Here is a 19,365-nt window from a genome sequence, read left to right on the forward strand (position 1 = left end):
GTTATGTTTGATCAGTTTACTTCACCGTTTAGGTTGAAAGACAAAGGCATAATGGGAATGAACAAGCGTAACCATAGTTATATTGGTCGCTACAATGATCGTTCCAAGTATCCACTCGTTGATGACAAGCTTAAGACTAAAATCATTGCTGAACAGGCTGGCGCTACTGTGCCAAAACTGATTGGCGTTATTGGTCATCAAGCTGAAGTAAAAACAATCCACAAGATGGTAAAAGAGTGGCCGGGTTTCGTAATCAAGCCAGCTCAAGGCAGCGGCGGTAAAGGAATCCTTGTTGTGACTTCTCACAAGGACGGCGTTTACACTAAGCCATCGGGTGCTACTATCAATGAAGAAGACGTAGAGCGTCACATAAGTAACGCTCTTGCCGGTCTTTTCTCACTTGGTGGTAAGAACGATGTTGCGGTAGTTGAAAACCTCATCAAGTTTGATGAGTGTTTTGATGGCTTCAGTTACGAAGGTGTGCCAGATGTACGAATCATCGTATTCAAGGGCTACCCTGTGATGGCGATGATGCGTTTATCTACTTCGGCTTCCGACGGTAAGGCTAACTTACACCAAGGCGCTGTAGGTGTAGGTATTTGTATTGCGACGGGTAAAGCCGTTCGTGCGGTTCAATTTGACCACCCAGTAACTCACCACCCAGATACGGGTAAAGAGTTGGCGCTACTTCAGGTACCACACTGGGAAAAACTGCTAACACTAGCTTCAAGCGCTTGGGAAATGACAGGTCTTGGTTACATGGGTACTGACATGGTTCTAGACCAAGAAGAAGGCCCAATGGTACTTGAGCTTAACGCACGTCCAGGTTTGGCTATCCAAATCGCGAACGGCGCAGGTTTATTGCCTCGATTGCACCATATTGAGAACCTTGGTACACCGGCTGAATACCCGAAACCAGCAGAGCGCGTTGCATACGCTGCCAAGCAATTCGGTGTTCACGGTAACGAGATTGTTCCAAACTAAGCGATTTGCTGACTAGGTCACTTGATACCTAATAGAGCTTATAAAAAAGGCCGCATAACTCTGAGAGTTACGCGGCTTTTTAGTATCTGCGGTTAAATTAGCGGATTAGGTTAAGTCTCTGTAGATTCAATTACAGGCTCTCGAATTGGATCAATCCGCACCGCCGCCACCTTAAACTCAGGGATCTTAGCGTGTGGGTCGGTCGCTGTGGTCGTCAAACGGTTAACCGGCGATTCAACAAAATGGAATGGAATGAACACCACACCCTTTTGCATTCGCTTAGTCACAAACGCCGCGATTTCTATTTCACCACGACGTGTCGACACCTTGAGCATCTGACCATTCGAGATTCCTAACGCTTCAGCATCGTGAACACTGACCATTGCACGTGGCCCCGCTAAGTTATCCAGGCCTTTGGTTTTACGCGTCATAGTGCCTGTATGGAATTGCTCTAAGATACGCCCTGTCGTTAGAACTAACGGATACTCTTCATCCGGTAGCTCAGCAGCGTATCTAAACGGAATCGCCTCCATTTGACCACGCCCACGGGTAAATTGGGTCTGGTGCATGATACGAGTGCCATCAGGGTTATTCTTATTACTCGGCCATTGCACGCCATTGACCGTAATGTTCTCCCAACGTAAACCACCATACTGTGGTGTTACACGTGCTATCTCATTGGTGATATCGGCAACGGTGTTATAGTCCCAACCACCGCCCATTGCGTTGGCTAGCATTTGGATAATCACCCAATCTTCTTTCGCTTCACCTGGAGGCAATACCGCCGGGTTAATACGCTGAACACGACGCTCGGTATTGGTAAAGTGACCAGACTTTTCAGCAAACGAGCAAGACGGAAGAACCACATCGGCATATTGAGCAGTTTCGGTTAAGAAAATATCTTGAACTACTAAGAAATCTAACGCTTCAAGACCTTCAATCACATGCGCTTGGTTCGGGTCACTCAGCACTGGATTCTCGCCCATTACGTACAGACCACGAACATCTCGATGACACGCGCCATCAATAATCTCGGTCAGCGTTAACCCCGTTTCAGCGGGTAGATCAGTAACGCCCCACTCCATCGCAAACTTTTGACGAACCATTGGGTTATACACTTTCTGATAACCCGGAAGATTATTTGGCAACGCGCCCATATCGCATGCACCCTGCACATTCGATTGGCCACGCAGCGGGTTGATACCACCACCTTCAATACCGATGTTGCCACACAAGAGTTGCAGGTTGGCGATTGAACGTACGTTGTCATGCCCAGTAGTGTGCTGGGTAATACCCATCGAGTAATACACCGCTGTTCGTTCTGCAGTACCAATCAATCGTGCCATTGCGAAGATGTCTTCCGCTTTAACGCCAGTCACCAATTCCACTTTTTCTAGCGAATAGCTTGGTGACATCACCTCTTGAAGCAAGGTATCAAAGCCGTCCACACGATCTTCGATATACTCTTGGTCATACCAACCATGTTTGATGATCTGCTGCATCACACCATTGATCAGCATTACATCGGTACCCGGTCGGTGCGCTAAGTAAAGCTCAGCATGGTCAGCAATATCTATTCGTTTTGGATCGGCAACGATCAATCGCGCTCCACCATGTCTCACCGCCTGCTTAATATGCGAACCAATAATTGGGTGCGCTGACGTGGTATCCGAACCAATAATAAAGATCACATCAGAATGCTTGATACTTGGAATATCATTGGTCATCGCTCCACTGCCTAACGATGCTTCAAGTCCAGTCACCGTCGAGGCATGACAAAGGCGAGCACAATGGTCGACGTTATTGGTGCCTAGTTCGCGACGTATGAATTTTTGGAAGGCATAGTTATCTTCGTTGGTGGTTTTAGCCGATGAGAAACCCGCTAGAGCATTGCTACCAAAACCTTGTTTAATAGCCGTGAACTTATCGGCAATCAGCGTAATGGCTTCTTCCCAACTCGCTGGTTGTAACCAGCCATCTTTACGAATTAACGGTGTTGTAAGGCGGGCATCACTGCCGACGAAGTCGAAACCGAAACGTCCCTTAACACACAGCATGCCCTCGTTGACCGGAGAATCACCGCCCTCGATATAACGGATTTTGTTCTTCGCTTCGTCTACATGCATGGTCAGTTTACAGCCCACACCACAGTAGGTGCAGATGGTATCGACTTTCTTAAGTACGTCTGTGTCGCCTTGCTTTCTATCTCTCGCATCGACCATTGCACCGGTTGGACACGCCTGAATGCAAGAGCCACATTGAACACAGTTAGAGTCGCCCATTAACGTTTTGTCTGCCCCAAAATTAGGACGACATTCAGGCCTTGAAGCTGGCTTTCCATCGGATTGATTCATGAAGCTAAGAACGCCATGAACATTCTGCTCGCGACATGCTTGGATACACTGACCACAACTGATACAGCGGTTAGCATCAAAGATAATGAATTCAGAGCTATCATCAACCGCGAATTTTTGTCTGGTTAAACCGATCTTCGCTTCTTCTGCACGAATCGCCTGCCAACTCTCATTCGAAGTCACATCGATTTTGTATTCTGGGTGTGTTTGCGTTGCCTTGTATTCAGTCGAGTAGTCTCGCAGGTCGCAATCGGTATTGGCTTGGCAGCCACACTCTAGACATCTTGCAGCTTCAGCGATTGCATCAGCATTATCAAAGCCTGTTTCTACTTCCTCAAAACTTTGCTCGCGCTGCTCAGGAGTTAGCTCTGGCATGATCTTACGCGCTATGCGCTGAATAGATTTGTACAGCTCAGGATCGATCCCTTTGAGCTGCTTGTGCTTTCTAGAGTTAAACGGTTTAGCCGGAATGTTATCCATGTCGCCGTGGAAGAAACGATCGATAGCCTGCGCTGCAATGCGTCCATCGCCAACGGCTTCGACTGCGGTTGCGGGGCCGCGTCGGAAATCACCAATACTGAAAATATTTCCGGTTCCGGTATGCATGGTTTGCGGATCAGCATCTGCGGTGTTCCAACGTGTTAGAGGGATATCAATCTCTTCGTTATCCATGAAGCTTAGGTCGGGCTTTTGTGACACCGCAGCGATAACCGTATCAAACGCTTCAACAAAGAACTCACCCGTTGGTTTAGGGCTACGACGACCAGAAGCGTCAGCAGGACCCAGTACCATACGTTCTAATCGAATCTTATATACATGACCATTGTCATCAGCTATATTTTCGGCCGGGTTAGTCAAGAAGTGGAACTTCACACCCTCATGCTCAGCTTCTTCAATTTCGTAATCTTCTGCTGGCATCTCCTCTCGAGTACGACGATAAATCAACGTGGTATCCGCACCATCACGCACTGCGGTTCGAGCGCAATCAATCGCGGTGTTACCGCCACCGATCACTGCAACTTTTTTACCGGTGACATACTGTTGATCGGTCACGTAATCTTTAAGGTAATCGACGCCTAGATAACAGCCGCCAAGCTCGCTACCGGGATAATTCATCTCGACAGCTTGTGATGCACCAACGGCTAAACAAACCGCATCAAAATCGTTGCTCAAATCAGACAGTGTAAAATCAACACCGAGCTTCTTGTCGCACTCTACCGACATCCCATTACGACACATCAGTTCGATTTCTTTATCTAGAATCGACTTAGGTAAGCGATACTCTGGGATACCGTAACGCAGCCAGCCACCAGCTTGGGGCATCGACTCATAAACACTGACATCATAACCTTCATTAGATAGGTAATAGCCTGCTGTTAAGCCACCAGGGCCACTGCCAACAATCGCAATGCTTTTACCTTTATTGGGTTTCTTCGCTGGCATGTAGCTCTCTTGAGCAGCCAAATCGGCATCGGCTGCGTGTCGCTTGAGTTGGCGAATCGCAATCGAATCATCGACTAAGTTTCTTCGACACTCTGTTTCACAAAAGGCAGGACAAACACGGCCAATCGATAGCGGCATCGGCAGTGTTTTCTTAATCACTTCGATGGCTTTGGTATGATCATTTTGAGCAATATGATACAGGTAAGATTGAATATCGACTCCTGCAGGGCACGCAGTTTGGCATGGTGCCTCACAATCTGCATAGTGGTCTGTCATGATGCGGTTCAACGCTTCTTGTCGATGGTTGGTCAACTGCTTTGACTGAGTCGTAATATTCAACCCATTGGACACTTCAAGCTCGCACGAGCGCTTCATACCCACACCATCAATCTCGACGACACATAAATCGCATGGAATCTTATCAGTTGTTTTGTTCAAACCACATAGAGATGGGATCTCTAAACCACATGTTTTTGCCGCTTCAAGTACGGTTTGTCCTTGTTCGACGATTCGAAATTTCCCATCAATAACGATTTGAATCATATTGAGTCCTACCTTCCAGTTTGCGTAATAGTCACGCTCAAAAATACTAATAAGTCGTTCAGCAGTGTGCAGACACTACTGTCATATCATTACCATACATTAATTGTGGTTTTGTGCGTGTGACTTCAAACAAGTTCTATTGAGATTAACCCTAATGTATGAGTGGTCTTATCAGTAAGTCAAAGAGGGCTAGACACGAAGTATATTAAGTGGATTGCACAAAGGGAGTTAGAACAATTGCAGAACGCTAGACTTAGGTACTAAAAAGCCCCTAATGATTAGGGGCTATGAATTAATATCGTTGAATCGCTATCGAGCTTATTGCTCAGTTTCTTCGATAAGCTCTTGCACTGGAGATGCAGGTTTGTTTTGAGCAAAACCTCGCAAACCAACAACGTGTACATGTTCGTGATCTTTGAAGACCTTACGTACCAGTTTGTAGGTTGTACCTTTCTCTGGGCTGATGTTCTCAGGGGCTGCAATCAGAAGCTGCATACCTAGACGGTCACACAGTTCAAACAACGTAGAGATAGATTTCGCATCCAGACGTGCTGCTTCATCGAGGAACAACAAGCGACATGGAACGATGTCTTTACTACGAAGTCGACGTGACTCTTCTTCCCAGCTCTGAACCACCATCAGTAGGATAGATTGACCGGTACCGATCGCCTCACCCGTAGAAAGTGCTCCTGATTCCGCTTGTAGCCAGCCATCTGAACCACGGTTAACTTCAACACTGAGTTCTAAGTAGTTACGGTAATCCAGCAACTCTTCACCCAGAACTTGCGGAGAACGTTGACCCATATCGATATGTGGGTTCACACGTTGGAACAATTTCGCCATTGCTTCTGAGAAGGTGAAGCGCGTTGATTCAAACAAGTCTTTGTGCTGCTCTTGCTGAGTCGCTAGCCCTGACAGCAAGATTTCGTGGCTTTCACGGATCTTAACGTTTAGACGCACGCCCTTAACCTGACCAAAGTAGATGTTAGACAGACCTTGGTTTAGCATTCGAATACGGTTCTGCTCACGCTGAATCGTCTTCTTAATGATGCTTGCTACCGACTCAGAGCTGATCGCTAAGCGATTTTCACGCTGCGTCAGTTCTTCTGTTAATCGAGCGAGCTCAACTTCCATCTCTTCGATTGCTTCAACCGGATCATCCGTATGAATGATGTCTTGGCGAATACGCTCGCGAAGATGTTGATAAACTGCTATATAGAACAGAACTTTACGCTCTGGATGTGCGTTGTCTTCCGATAGACGCAGCGAATCACGTAAGTCGTCATTGTCAGCTACAGCCAGACGTAGCGCACCCAATGATTTATCCGACATTGAGCGAAGTTCACCCGCCGTTAGGTAAGCCAGTTCACGCTTGTGCAGACGACGTTCAACATCATTTTCACGAGCTAAACGAAGTACTGAGCACCAACCTGCTTTTGCTGCAACTACGAAGGTACGAAGTTCTGTGTACTCTTTCTGTACTTTCTTAAGACGCTTAGCCAGTGCTTTCATCTCAAGTTCCGTTGACGTAATCGTACGCTCGTATTCACTCTTACGGCTGCGAGATGTGTGTAGACGCTCTTGAAGCTCGTCACGGCGACGTACAGCACGCTCTTCTGCGCCTTCATCAGCGTTTACACCGAACTCTTGAAGCTCTTGCTTGAACTCTTGAACCGTTTCTTGCTTCGCTTGATGTGAGCTCTTCAATGCCGCCAATACTTGGTTGTATTGGTTCATCTGTTCACGAGCTTGCTTCAAGCCATCACGACCTTTGGTTCTTGCTTGTTCCGCTTGAACCAGTTTTGCTTTCAGTTGTTCGCTCAGTTCGCTGCTCTTGTTAAGCAAATCAACAGAGTCCGCGTAAGCAAAGTAGTGACGACGCTCAATCAAATCAGACAGCGCGAACACTTTACCTTTTAGAGTTTGTAGCGCGTTATCAGCTTGACGATATTCGGCTTCCAAAGCTTCGAACTGCTCTGGGTCAGCGTCTAGTGCAGATACGATTTGCTCTAGAGAAGTAAGCGCTTTACCGTGAGTATTCAAATAAAACTTAGCTTCACTTAAACGCTCTAGTTGCGCTTCTAATTCAGCTAAGCGCTCAGCCAATGTTTCGTCTTCTAAAATACGAACCATTGGCGCTAATTTATCTAATGCACCAAGTGCCTGCTTGCTTTGTAGAAGCTGGCTACGTTGTTGCTGCTCTTTAGAGTTAAGCTCAGCCAGAGAACGAACAATTTGATTGCGCTTATCACGAATCGCAGTAAGTGCTTGTTCTGGGTCTGCGTTAAACGCAACGTGTAGGTGCTTCGCAACAAAGCTGTTGAATGCTTGGTATAAGCGATTCAGTTTTTGAGAGTCAAACGCTGCTTTCGCGTGGTTCTCAACGACAACATCACGCTCTTCGCGCAATTTCTCTAGGCGCTGTTCACGAGCCGCACGGCCAAACAGTGGGATCTCAGGAAAACGAGAGTAACGCATTTGGCGATCGTTCAGCTGAACACATACCGCGCCTTCAAGCTCATCGGCATTAAACGAGCTGTCATCAAACGCGTCTACATCGCCTTCTAGGATGTAAAGGTCTTCTGGACAATCATCAAGATCCACCAGCTTCTCTTTAATACCATCAAGATCCGAAACCACAATCGCGTGACGAGCTGGGCCGTACATCGCACTAAAGTACGGCGCATCACCGATCGTGATGTCATCGTAGATCTCAGAAAGCAGTACGCCACCAAGCGTATCCGCCAGGCCTTTCAGGCGAGGATCGTTAGAACCACCTGGCGAAGCTAAACGCTCAATCTCTTGCTCAAGTTCAGCTCGGCGCGTTGCCAACTGATCTTTTGCTACCGCTTGAGATTTCTCGTCTTCAAGTACTTGCTGCATTTGAGTCATTACCGCTTGGCTATCTTCTAGCTCAGCGTCTGTTTGATCTCTTAAAGCTTCAAGTGCATCGTTTGCCGTGATCCACGCAGGAGCAATTGACTCAAGTTTTTGAATCTCTTGGTCGTGGTTTTGTTGTACACGACGTTGCTCACTCTTCGCTTCACGCAGCTCTTCTTGAGCGAACTCAAGGGACTCGATCTGCATAGCGTGACGTTCACGTTCTTCATCGAAAACCGCTTCATCAGTCAGTGAGATGTTGTGTTGTTTTTGGTATTCAGTCGCAAGCTCTTTTGCTTGACGCTGCTGAGCCACATCACGAGCCATGTCGCGGTGCTGAGCACGCCATTGCTGTTCGTTCTCAACAACGTGTTTTGCGTTACGGCCTTTTTCTAGAGCTTGCTTAGCGCTGCTAGACGCTTCTTTACGCTCAACGTCACCAACGATGCTTTTAACTAAAGACAGTGCTTTGTCGAACTGTGCAGAAGCTGCAGAAGACATGTCTAGCTTGTGCTTAGTAGACAGTAGCGTTTGAGTGCTTGATTCTTCTTGTGCTTTTAGCTCAGAAACAAGAGTTAATGCACTTTCTGCCGTAATAGACTCATCACCAAGTAACTGTTTGGTTTTCTCTAATGCTTGAACGGCTTGCTGGTATTGCAGCGCACGAGTTTGCTGAACGTCTAACGCTTGTTGGTAATCAGCAAGCTGAGTTTTCAGGCTATCCACTTCTTCTTCGGTAATGGTTGCCTGCTCTTCAGCAAGAAGTACTCGCTCTTGAGCTTCTTCAACCACCATCATCTGCTCTTCTAGACGCTCATTAAGCTCTTCTAGATCTTCACTGTAGCGTGCAATTTTCTCTTGCTGGCGAAGTGCAGTTTGAACCAATTGAAGATGATCCGAAGCCGCTTGATAATCTTGCTCTAGTGCCGACTCTTGATCGACCAACAGCTCTAATTCTTCTTGAACACGGTTCAACAAGTTATTTTGATCATGCAAGGTTTCACGCGAACCAAACAGTTCACCACGAAACTTCATGGTTTGATCAAGCTTGTTACGACGATCGTTGGCATGGCGCATGTAATCTGCTGCCACGTAGTTCGTAGATTCAGTGATCAAGTGTTTGAACAGGTCACGGTCCGACTGAGTCGTTTTGATCGCTTCTAACGTCATACGGTTTTCGCGTAGTGCTGATTCCATGTCTTGGAATGCTTTCTTCACACCACCGTTTTGCGGTAGGAGATAATCACGCAGAGAACGCGTAATCGCACTAGAAATACCGCCGTAAAGCGATGCTTCGATCAAACGGTAGAACTTAGAACGGTCGCTGCTGTTACGCAGTTTCTTCGGTACCACACCGTATTCAAACATTTGCGAGTGGTAATCAACAATCGAAGAGAAGGCTTTGAAGTGCGCGCCTTCGTACTGTGCTACCGCGGCTTTTACGTCGTTCAACTGACATACGCGAGCATGGCTGTCGGAAACGTTCTGAATCAACACATCCGTTGGTTTCACATGGCTTGGAAGGCCTTGGATTACGAACGGTTTGATGTCTACTTTCTTGTCACGACCCGCAACTTGCTGCAGTTTTACTGCAAACAGTAGGCGTTGGTTACGAGAGTTCACCACATCCAGCGCAGCGTAACATGCGCCAGGTTGAAGCTTACCGTATAGACCTTTGTCACGAGATGACTGTGAGCTACCCGCTTCCGTTGTATTACGGAAATGCAGAAGGCTTTGGTCAGGAATCAACGCTGTGATGAATGCCGCCATAGTGGTCGACTTACCTGCACCGTTACCGCCAGAAAGCGTTGTAACCAATCCATCAATATCAAAAGTACGCGCGAAGAAGCCGTTCCAGTTGACCATGGTTAATGATTGATACTTACCTCTTTCAATCATGCTTCACCTTCTACTTTTGTTGGTTCGCCGTCGTTTGACTCAAGGTCAAAGTCAGCTTGATCGTTAAAAATGTCTTGTTGACCGTTTTCGTCTACGCCTGCATCTACTTCTGATACGGCTTCCGCTTGTTCTTCATTCAACAAGCTGCCTTGGTTAGGCTCTTGAGTATGCACCACAGCTTCACCATCACGGATAAGACGCAGTTGAGCTTCTTTCATATCATCGCCAACACGTACGTCAGCACCAAAACGGAATACTGCTTCGCTGATACGGAACTTGCCCGTCTCGCCAATCGCAATCAACATGCCGATACGACGTAAGCGACGTAGAGAAGTACGCACTTTTTCAAACAGCTTTTCTTTGTCTAAATCAGAACCCGACGCACGGTTTGTCGCAAGCTTCATGAGTTTTTTCTCATCCGCTAACGACATCAACTCATCAAACAGCTCTTGGTTAGTAAAGATACCTTCGTGTGCTAGACGCTCTGGGCTTAGGTACAAAAAACACAGTACCTTACCAACAAGCATGTCTAGCTCAGACAAAACACTACGACCGATTAGCGACGTAGAACGCGGACGCAGGTAAAAAAAGCCTTCTGGCGCTTTCACAAGCTCGGTGTTGTAGCGTTGGTAGAAATGCTGAAGCTCAACTTCAAAATCAGAAAGTAACGCGTGGTTATCTAAGTCTTCTGTTGAAATATGCTTACCTGAACGCAGCATGCTGTCTAGCGCAGGGAACAATGGGTTCGCTATCGCTTTTACCAGTTTCTCTGGCATGTAATCATCAGTACTTGTTAATGACATTTGCTTGTACCTTTGCACCGAAATCGTTGATTGCCTGCCAATCTGGCTGAATAGCCTGATAGTCAGATTCTGAGTAACCTAAGCGCACGGCTTGGTCGACAACAATTCTGGCTAAATCAAAATGGTGTGTGCGAGGGTGTTCAGCGAGGTAATCGCGTAGCACAAGGCCAAGATCAATTGGCGCACCTTGCTGTTTGTGAGCTTTCAACATCTCTGCTATTCGGTCTGAAAGCAGATCATTCACTTGCTCAAATTCTTCGTATTCTACGTCGATTGGTGCTTGGCCCATTACTTCGTCATCACGAAGTACTAAGGCTTCATCACGCAAATCGGTAAGCTTTTCAGCATCGGCGTAGGTCAATAACCAAGGCGCATCAAAGTAGTCGGTAACCGACTGACGCAAGCGTTGGCTAAAGGCACGGTTTTTATCCATATCAATCGCGGTACGGATAAACTTGTGAACATGGCGGTCGTAGCCGATCCACAAATCGATCGCTTGCTGACCCCAACTAGTAATTCGGTCGAGCTTCATCTGCAAGCCGAATAGGGTTTCGCCAACGAACTCGAGTTCATCGTCACCGTAAACAATTTCTTGAATATCGAGGATCTGTGTTTGCAGTTCATCACCCGCCGCTTGCAAGGTGTCTTGCAATTCTTTTAGCGTGGAGGAGGTTTCTGATAGCAAGGTTTCGCAGTTGTTGATCGCCTCACGCCAATCTTTGTTAAGAAGGTCGGCAATTTGCTGCTTAACGGTTTGCTGCTGCTCATCCATAACACGTTGGTTAAGATCTATCTGATCGAAAATCTCACCAACAGAATACTTGAGCACGCCGTAAACGTTCTTTCTCCAATGTCCTGGAGTTCCGCCCTTCTGCGCAGCTTCAATGGCTTTAGCCATCTCGTCTGCAACCATAGAAAGCTGGATAGACAATTTTAATTTAGAGAACTGACGGTGACGTAAGTAATAATCTGAGATACCAATCGCTAATGGCGACAAACGGTAAATGCTCGCACCATCGGTAATTTCGCTGGTAAAGCGGCTAATCAACTTCTGTTTAACTAACTCGTTGATGGCATTGTTGGCACGAAACGCGGACGCTTCACCAGTATCTTCAAACAGTCGAGTGACGATGGTAAATGCATCGTGCAGTTCACCCTCGCCCAACTCTTCATCGAACCTTTCATTGCTTAGTACTGCGATAGCAATCAAAAATGCTAAGCGCTCTGGTGGCAAATTTAATGAAAAATCATGCTGCTTGACCCAGCCCACCAACTCATCAATTGGCTGCTCTTCGGCAGTTTGAGTCATTTCACTCATTGTGGTTCCTGTTACTGTTCTTCGTCATATCGAACATGTTAGATATGACGCCTATTTCTTTATGACGCGGGCTTCTTGCGATTGCATAGCGCATGCTGTGGCTTCTTTTACCACATTCACCGCTATTATTGCGCAGGTTTTTGAGCCCAAACGTGAATATAACGGCCTAGCGACAGGTATGGCTCTTGGCGACATAGCTGTTTTTCTAGTTCCAATACATCTTCAAATTGGTAATCGCCCATGTACTCCATATTACCTATGTAGTCACTGAAAGAGCGAATGCCTGATTTACCACAGATTTCTAGACCAGCGTCTTCTACCCATTGATAAACCTCTTCTGGCTTTAAGCCTTTTTGTGGTTGCAGCTTAAACCGTTTTCGATGTGGCATCCCATTCAATACATGAGGAATGTTGCCACAAATCACATTTTTCAGGACTAATCCGTGGTGGTTGTAAAACATTATCGAGGCAACGCCACCCGGTTTGACTTGTTCAAGCAATAAATCAAGCGCTTCTTTAGGATCGGCTAACCATTCCATTACGGCATGAAACATCACAAAATCGACTTTCTCATCGAGATGTTCTGCAACTTTTTGTACCGGAGAATGGATAAATCGATACTGCTCTAACAAACCCGCTTCGCTAATACTCTCTTCTGCTAGCTTCAGCATCTCAGAAGATAGATCACACAAAGAAACCTTATGCCCAAGCGACGCAATTTTTTGCGACATCTGCGCAAGGCCACCTCCAGCATCAAGCACATGCAGTGGTGATGCTAAATGCTCAAATTTGCTCAAAGCTTGTTCTAAATCTTCCCATACGATGATCTGACGGATCTCTCCTTTGTCAGAGCCGTAAATATTTTTTGCAAATTTGTGGGCAATATCGTCGAAATTACGGTCTTCAGTCACGGCTACTTGAGTTATTATGTCCTATCGTGCCTGCTATTCTGTCACAGGAATTTCAGGAATAAAGAGGCGATGTCTCTTTTTACTACTAAGTGATGTTTTTTCGGACTATTCGGATATGTTTGAGCTGAAAAAAGTAGTGTCTTCGCTATTGATGCCACTACCAGCAATGTTAATTCTCGCTTTTCTGGGTTTAGCCCTAGTGATGTTTACTACCAAAAGGAAGACGGGTTGCCTAATCACCCTTTCAGCCCTATGTGGTATTTTCCTAATCGCTTTCCAACCAGTTTCTAGTCAACTTTTAATGCCAATGGAAAGGCAACACACCGCTTTTTTACCTGTCGATGAAACCGTCGATTACGTAATGGTTCTCGGAAGTGGTCACGTCGTAGATGACCAAATTCCACCGACATCAGAACTGAGCCGCACCGGCCTGATGCGCTTAAGTGAAGGGATTCGTATTCTACGTCTTTACCCTGGTGCAAAACTCATTTTGTCTGGCTATGGCGCAGGCACTGAAGTAAGTAACGCAAGAATGATGGCTAAAGTTGCACTAGCACTTGGTGTTGCGAAGCCTGATATCATTCTACTTGAAACAGCAAAAGACACCTGGGAAGAAGCCCGCCAAGCTGCTGCGTTTGTTAAGAATAAAAGAATGGTGCTAGTGACTTCAGCTAGCCATATGACTCGTGCACTGAACGAATTCAATGCTGCCGGCATGAAACCTCTACCAGCACCAACTAACTACCTTGCACAAGAAGGGATTGTTGAGCCTTGGAATAAGTACATGCCAAAAGCTCTTTACCTTGAGCAGACTGAGCGCTATTGGCACGAAACCATGGGATTGGTTTGGCAAAGCCTACGCGATTGGCTTGATACAAGTAATGACCCTATTCAAGATCCTATTGTTGTTCCAGAGGCGTCCAGCCTAGTTGATGGCGGTGACGTTTCTGCAGCGCAGCCTCAATAATCAAACCGCATAAAACATTTAGGACGGTACAATTAAGTAAAAAAAGCCGAGACATCAATGATGTCTCGGCTTTTTCGTTCATATGTCGTTGCTGACTAGAAGTTCACGAAGAACATTAGTCACCAGCGAACATGTAACCTTCACCGTGAACCGTCACAAAGATTTGTGGGTTCTTAGGGTCGCATTCCATTTTTGCACGCATGCGACGAATCAGTACGTCGATCGTACGGTCATTCGGTGCATCCACTCGGTGGCTGATCATATTCAGAATACGTTCGCGACTTAATACTTGGTTAGGGTAAGAAGACAAAGCCACCAACAGTTCGTATTCAGCTTTAGTCAGCTTCACTGGCTCGCCATTTTTGCTTAGCGCACGACGAGGAATATCAAATGTCCACTCACCGAAACGAACCACAGACTCGTCTGATGTTTCTTCTACTGCGCCAGCTGCCGTTTTACGAGCGGCAGAAATACGCCAAAGTAGGTTTTTAACTCGAACCAATAACTCGCGGAGTTCGAAGGGTTTAGTAACGTAATCGTCCGCGCCCATTTCAAGGCCAACGATTTTGTCGATGCTATCCGTGCGTCCAGTAACTAAAATAATTCCAATGTCTGATTGACTGCGTAATTCGCGAGTTAGCATCAATCCATCTTCGCCTGGTAAGTTGATGTCCAGCATAATGAGGTCAACGTTGTTTTCTTCTAACACGCTTCTCATTTGAGCGCCGCTTTCCGCTTCGCTCACTGTGTAACCTTCGTTCTGGAAGTATCCAACCAGTTTACTGCGGGTTACCACATCATCTTCTACGACTAATACGTGATAGCTCATCTACACCACTTTTCTTATTTAATAGTTTCAGTGACTATTCTATTCATAACTCGTAACAATTCTAGTAGTACAGAAGATAAAAGCCAGAAACATGGATTTTTTTTGATACAAGACAATCTTAAACCTTGCTATTTATCGTCCATCGCAATTCAATATAGGCATTACTACTAACGAGTAACTTTGCGTTTCGCAAATAACCTTGTTATTCAGCCTTGGTGTGCTTATGCCCAAGTGACTTCAAGATGCATATAAGTAACATCACAAGACTAAGTCAGGATCTAACAAATGAAAGATACGAAAGCGTTCAACGAGCAAAGAGCAGAAATATACTGGTGGCTATCAAGCTTATTTGCCAAAGAGCTCACTCAAGAAGAACTCGATCACTACCACTCTGTTGAAATTCGTTCTTTCCTGACTGGTTTAGGCGAAAATGAAACACTAAAGCCAGCGATTGATAAGCTAGTGGATGCGCTTAACCGCCTACAAACACGTGAAGATGCTCAACTAGAATTGTCTGCAGACTTTTGCGATCTTTTCTTAAAAACAGATAAACACGGTGCTCTTCCTTACGCTTCTATGTATATCGGTGAAACTGGCCTTTTGAATGATAAGCCTGCAAAAGATATGGAAGAGATCATGGCTAAGCACAATTTAGTGGTGAACCAAGATCTAAAAGAGCCAGCAGACCACATTGCTATCGAACTCGATTTCCTTGGTAACTTGATCATTAGTTCAAACGAAACGGATATTGAAGAAGAGCTAGAGAATTCATTTGCCGTTCAACAGCAGTTTATCGAACAACAACTGCTGACTTGGGTACCAAAGTTCAACGTGAAATGTCATGACGTTGATGAATTCGGTTTCTACGCCTCCGTCTCATCTTTGCTACTCGCATTCTGTCAATTAGACACTCAATATTTAGCTGGTGAATAGCTTATTGGATGACTAGGTAAATAAATTCAGTAGAATGTGACAATTCACCCGGATTTCTGGGTGAATTTTATTGCGAGTAATTTCTAGTCAGTCTAAAATTGTGACCGCAAACGATAAAATATGAAACATTCACGAAATGCTATGCTTATTAAAGTTCAGAGCATTTCGGTGTTAAGACAAGCCGCTCAATAGCGGTTTTTTGTTTTTTAGCACTTTAGTACCCAAAGAGCCCTACAAATTTAAGCTCTTAGTTAGGTAGCTTAACGGCTACTTTATTCCGTACTTGGGGAAAGTAGCTTCTAATAGGATAAAACCATGGCCACTATAAAAGATGTCGCTCGCTTAGCCGGCGTATCAACAACAACCGTTTCTCACGTAATCAATAAAACTCGCTTTGTTGCAGAAGCAACTCAAGAAAAAGTAAACAAAGCCGTAGATGAACTAAACTATGCACCAAGTGCTGTTGCTCGTAGTTTGAAGTGTAATACCACACGCACTATCGGCATGCTTGTGACTCAATCAACTAACTTATTCTTCTCTGAAGTTATCGATGGTGTTGAGAGCTACTGCTACCGTCAAGGTTACACTTTGATCCTGTGTAATACGGGCGGTATCTATGAGAAGCAACGTGACTACATTCGAATGCTTGCAGAGAAACGTGTAGATGGCATCTTAGTTATGTGTTCTGACCTAACTGAAGAACTAAGAGAGATGTTAGACCGTCACGCTGACATCCCTAAAGTTATCATGGACTGGGGCCCTGAGAGCTCTCAGGCTGATAAGATCATCGATAACTCTGAAGAAGGTGGCTACCTAGCGACCAAATACCTTATTGAACGCGGTCACTCTAAGATTGCATGTTTAAGTGGCCACTTAGACAAAGCAGCATGTGTTGAACGTATTGCCGGTTACAAGCGCGCACTCAACGAAGCTAAGATTTCTGCCGATGAAAATATGATCATCGAAGGCAACTTCGAGTGTGATACAGCAGTACTTGCTGCAGAACAAATCGTTGAGATGGAAGATCGCCCAACGGCGGTATTCTGCTTTAACGATACAATGGCACTCGGCCTAATGAGCCGCCTGCAAGAAAAAGGCATTCGCATTCCTGAAGATATCTCAGTGATCGGTTACGACAACATCGAACTGGCTGAATACTTCTCTCCGCCGTTAACGACAGTTCACCAACCAAAACGTCGTGTTGGTAAGAATGCATTCGAAATTCTATTAGAGCGCATCAAAGACAAAGACCACGAAAAACGCGTCTTCGAAATGCACCCTGAAATTGTTGAGCGAAGTACAGTTAAAACGTTAAATTAATTGATAATTCAAGTTTAATGTCATCAAGCGCACCTTTAGGTGCGCTTTTTTTATCAGCAACTATAATGAACCTATATGCACAATGGAAAGATCATTAATTGAAGCAATGTCACATTTTGAAATATCAACTGTGAGCTTCATTCAACAAAAACTTTATTCTATTCAATCAGTCACGCACAGGGCAAACCACTCGAAAGAGTGAGACGCAAAGCTTCCGGCCTAAACCACTCGTTGGTATGGTAGCGGGGTTACCGATGGCAAAATGCAGTAACTACTAATAATTTAGTAATTTACGGCTTATTGACAATGTAATTGCAACATTTTGCTAATCTCTCGGACCTGCTTATTTGGTGGCGTAGTTCAAATACACCGAGATAAATAACATGGATAAACCGATACTAAAGGACTCGATGAAGTTATTTGAGTCCCTAGGAAAAATAAAATCACGCTCAATGTTTGGTGGCTTCGGTCTTTTTGCTGATGACACTATGTTTGCTCTGGTTGTAAATGACCAGTTGCACATACGCGCAGACAGAGGCACAACGAAACAATTCGAACAACAAGGGTTTCAACCATACGTCTACAAAAAACGTGGTTTCCCTGTCGTTACTAAATATTTCGCTTTACCTGAAGGCTTATGGCAAGACCAAGAAAAAATCTTGCAACTTGCAACCACGTCTCTAGGTTTTGCTAAAGAAGAAAAAGCTGAGCAGTCTTCTGCTAAGCCGACCCGACTCAAAGATCTGCCTAATCTTCGACTCGCTACCGAGCGTATGTTGAAAAAGGCAGGGATCGATTCTGTAGAACGTTTATATGAATCTGGCTCTGTAAACGCATTTAACGCCATCAAAGAATCGCATGCGTCTTCTGTCAGTATTGAACTACTTTGGGCGCTAGAAGGCGCGATCAATGGTACACATTGGTCTGTTATACCGCAGCAGCGTCGCGAAGAGCTTATCAATCGGGTCAATTAACATTGTCAGTGCAATCTATATACATAACTAAGCCGCATTTACTGCGGCTTTTTTTATATCTGATGAAAGTTAATCTATGCTTTGCCTGTCTATCTATACTATCGGTATGCATTGAAAATTTAGAGGAAGTATCAATGAGTAAGAAAATGATATTGGGTATTGTGTTGGTCGTAACCATCGTGGTGTTAGGCATCAATTTCGGCCAGTACTTAACGCTTGAAAATGCTAAGGCCCAACAAGCTGTGTTAAATGACTATATTGACAGCAACTTTATTGCTGCTGCCGCTATCTATTTTGTCGCGTATGTAATGATTACAGCTTTCTCCATTCCCGGAGCCGCTGTTGTGACCCTATTAGGGGCTGCGCTATTTGGCTTCTGGAATAGCTTGCTGCTAGTATCTTTCGCAAGTGCGATCGGTGCGACCTTAGCCTTCTTAAGTAGCCGTTACTTGTTGCGTGACTGGATTCAAACCAAGTTTGGTGACAAATTGGCGACAATTAACAAGGGAGTTGAAAAAGACGGCGCATTTTACTTATTTTCTCTGCGTCTGATTCCTGTATTCCCATTTTTCCTTATCAACCTATTGATGGGTCTAACACCGATGTCAGTGAGTCGTTATTACATTACAAGTCAGATCGGGATGTTACCGGGGACGGCGGTTTTCTTGAATGCTGGTACTCAGCTCGCAGAAATTGATTCACTTTCAGGCATCGTCTCCCCTTCAGTACTATTGTCATTTGCGTTATTGGGGATATTCCCAATAGTTGCTAAATGGTTGATGGGTAAGTTTCGCTCAGCACCCGTAGCTGAATAATTTATAATAGCCAAACAACACAGATAGCCGAATAAGGTTCTATTTCAATGAAAATCTTCAGTGCATCGAATCCGACAGAAGCTCATATCATCTGTGGATTGTTAGAAAGTGAGAATATTTCCTGTGAAGTCCGTGGTGAGGGGTTATTCGGATTGAAAGGGGAAATCCCATTTACGGAAGAAACTGACCCTTACGTGTGGTTATATGAGCCAGAATTGGCCAGTAAAGCTCGCACGATCGTCAATGACTACCAAAAACAGCAAGATTCTATCATCTATGAAGAGTGGCGTTGTGGTGAGTGTCATGAAGTCAACGAAGCGCAATTCGGCTCTTGTTGGCAGTGCGGTGCTGCTTCACCCGAATAGCAGAGTTTCAATGACCCTATAAGACAA

The 19,365-nt window shown here is 45.3% G+C and carries 13 protein-coding genes and 1 riboswitch; of the genes, 7 read left to right on the forward strand and 6 right to left on the reverse strand.

Annotated features, from left to right (window positions below; translation table 11 throughout):
- Nucleotides 1-3 precede the first annotated feature (3 nt).
- Entirely contained in the window at nt 4-984 is a 981-nt protein-coding gene (locus BCU34_RS08320; protein ID WP_102432930.1) for an alpha-L-glutamate ligase-like protein, read from the forward strand.
- A 110-nt stretch (nt 985-1,094) separates the two neighbouring features.
- Here the strand turns inward: BCU34_RS08320 and fdhF are convergent, their stop codons facing one another.
- The 5 genes from fdhF to cmoM all read right to left on the reverse strand — a co-directional run bounded on the left by fdhF (nt 1,095) and on the right by cmoM (nt 13,135).
- Nucleotides 1,095-5,324 (reverse strand): formate dehydrogenase subunit alpha, encoded by a 4,230-nt coding sequence (gene fdhF, locus BCU34_RS08325; RefSeq protein ID WP_102480696.1) that lies wholly within the window; start codon nt 5,322-5,324, stop codon nt 1,095-1,097.
- 318 nt (nt 5,325-5,642) lie between these two features.
- Nucleotides 5,643-10,103: a chromosome partition protein MukB gene (gene mukB / locus BCU34_RS08330; protein ID WP_102480695.1), complete on the reverse strand. Its 4,461-nt coding sequence runs from the start codon at nt 10,101-10,103 to the stop codon at nt 5,643-5,645.
- The gene (gene mukE, locus BCU34_RS08335; RefSeq protein ID WP_048664682.1) at nt 10,100-10,906 is read right to left on the reverse strand and encodes a chromosome partition protein MukE; all 807 of its coding nucleotides are present in this window, start codon (nt 10,904-10,906) and stop codon (nt 10,100-10,102) included. Before mukE ends, mukB begins: the two co-directional genes overlap by 4 nt.
- Complete coding sequence (gene mukF / locus BCU34_RS08340) at nt 10,887-12,224, reverse strand: chromosome partition protein MukF (protein WP_102432933.1); 1,338 nt, start codon at nt 12,222-12,224, stop codon at nt 10,887-10,889. Before mukF ends, mukE begins: the two co-directional genes overlap by 20 nt.
- A gap of 125 nt (nt 12,225-12,349) precedes the next feature.
- A complete protein-coding gene (cmoM, locus tag BCU34_RS08345) occupies nt 12,350-13,135 on the reverse strand; it encodes a tRNA uridine 5-oxyacetic acid(34) methyltransferase CmoM (protein WP_102432934.1) in 786 nt (261 codons plus the stop codon).
- A 115-nt stretch (nt 13,136-13,250) separates the two neighbouring features.
- Between cmoM and elyC the strand changes: the two genes are divergently transcribed.
- Nucleotides 13,251-14,102, forward strand: coding sequence for an envelope biogenesis factor ElyC (gene elyC, locus BCU34_RS08350; RefSeq protein WP_048659667.1), 852 nt, complete (start codon nt 13,251-13,253; stop codon nt 14,100-14,102).
- A 115-nt stretch (nt 14,103-14,217) separates the two neighbouring features.
- Here the strand turns inward: elyC and torR are convergent, their stop codons facing one another.
- Nucleotides 14,218-14,931 carry a two-component system response regulator TorR gene (gene torR / locus BCU34_RS08355; protein ID WP_102480694.1) on the reverse strand — a complete coding sequence of 238 codons (714 nt, stop codon included), beginning with the start codon at nt 14,929-14,931 and terminating at the stop codon, nt 14,218-14,220.
- A 285-nt stretch (nt 14,932-15,216) separates the two neighbouring features.
- Between torR and torD the strand changes: the two genes are divergently transcribed.
- From torD to BCU34_RS08380, 5 genes are all read left to right on the forward strand, one after another.
- Nucleotides 15,217-15,864, forward strand: coding sequence for a molecular chaperone TorD (torD, locus tag BCU34_RS08360; protein ID WP_102432935.1), 648 nt, complete (start codon nt 15,217-15,219; stop codon nt 15,862-15,864).
- Between the two features lie 315 nt (nt 15,865-16,179).
- Nucleotides 16,180-17,184, forward strand: a complete 1,005-nt coding sequence (gene purR, locus BCU34_RS08365) for an HTH-type transcriptional repressor PurR (protein WP_017062096.1) — start codon at nt 16,180-16,182, stop codon at nt 17,182-17,184.
- 170 nt (nt 17,185-17,354) lie between these two features.
- Nucleotides 17,355-17,440: riboswitch (cyclic di-GMP riboswitch) on the forward strand.
- A 127-nt stretch (nt 17,441-17,567) separates the two neighbouring features.
- Entirely contained in the window at nt 17,568-18,158 is a 591-nt protein-coding gene (locus BCU34_RS08370; protein ID WP_080967311.1) for a TfoX/Sxy family DNA transformation protein, read from the forward strand.
- A 134-nt stretch (nt 18,159-18,292) separates the two neighbouring features.
- Nucleotides 18,293-18,973, forward strand: a complete 681-nt coding sequence (locus BCU34_RS08375) for a TVP38/TMEM64 family protein (protein WP_048664679.1) — start codon at nt 18,293-18,295, stop codon at nt 18,971-18,973.
- Nucleotides 18,974-19,020: 47 nt separating this feature from the next.
- On the forward strand, nt 19,021-19,338 hold the full coding sequence (locus BCU34_RS08380) for a DUF2007 domain-containing protein (RefSeq protein ID WP_102432938.1): 318 nt from the start codon (nt 19,021-19,023) through the stop codon (nt 19,336-19,338).
- Nucleotides 19,339-19,365: the final 27 nt, after the last annotated feature.

The sequence above is a fragment of the Vibrio sp. 10N.286.45.E10 genome (assembly GCF_002874195.2).
GTDB lineage: Bacteria > Pseudomonadota > Gammaproteobacteria > Enterobacterales > Vibrionaceae > Vibrio > Vibrio crassostreae.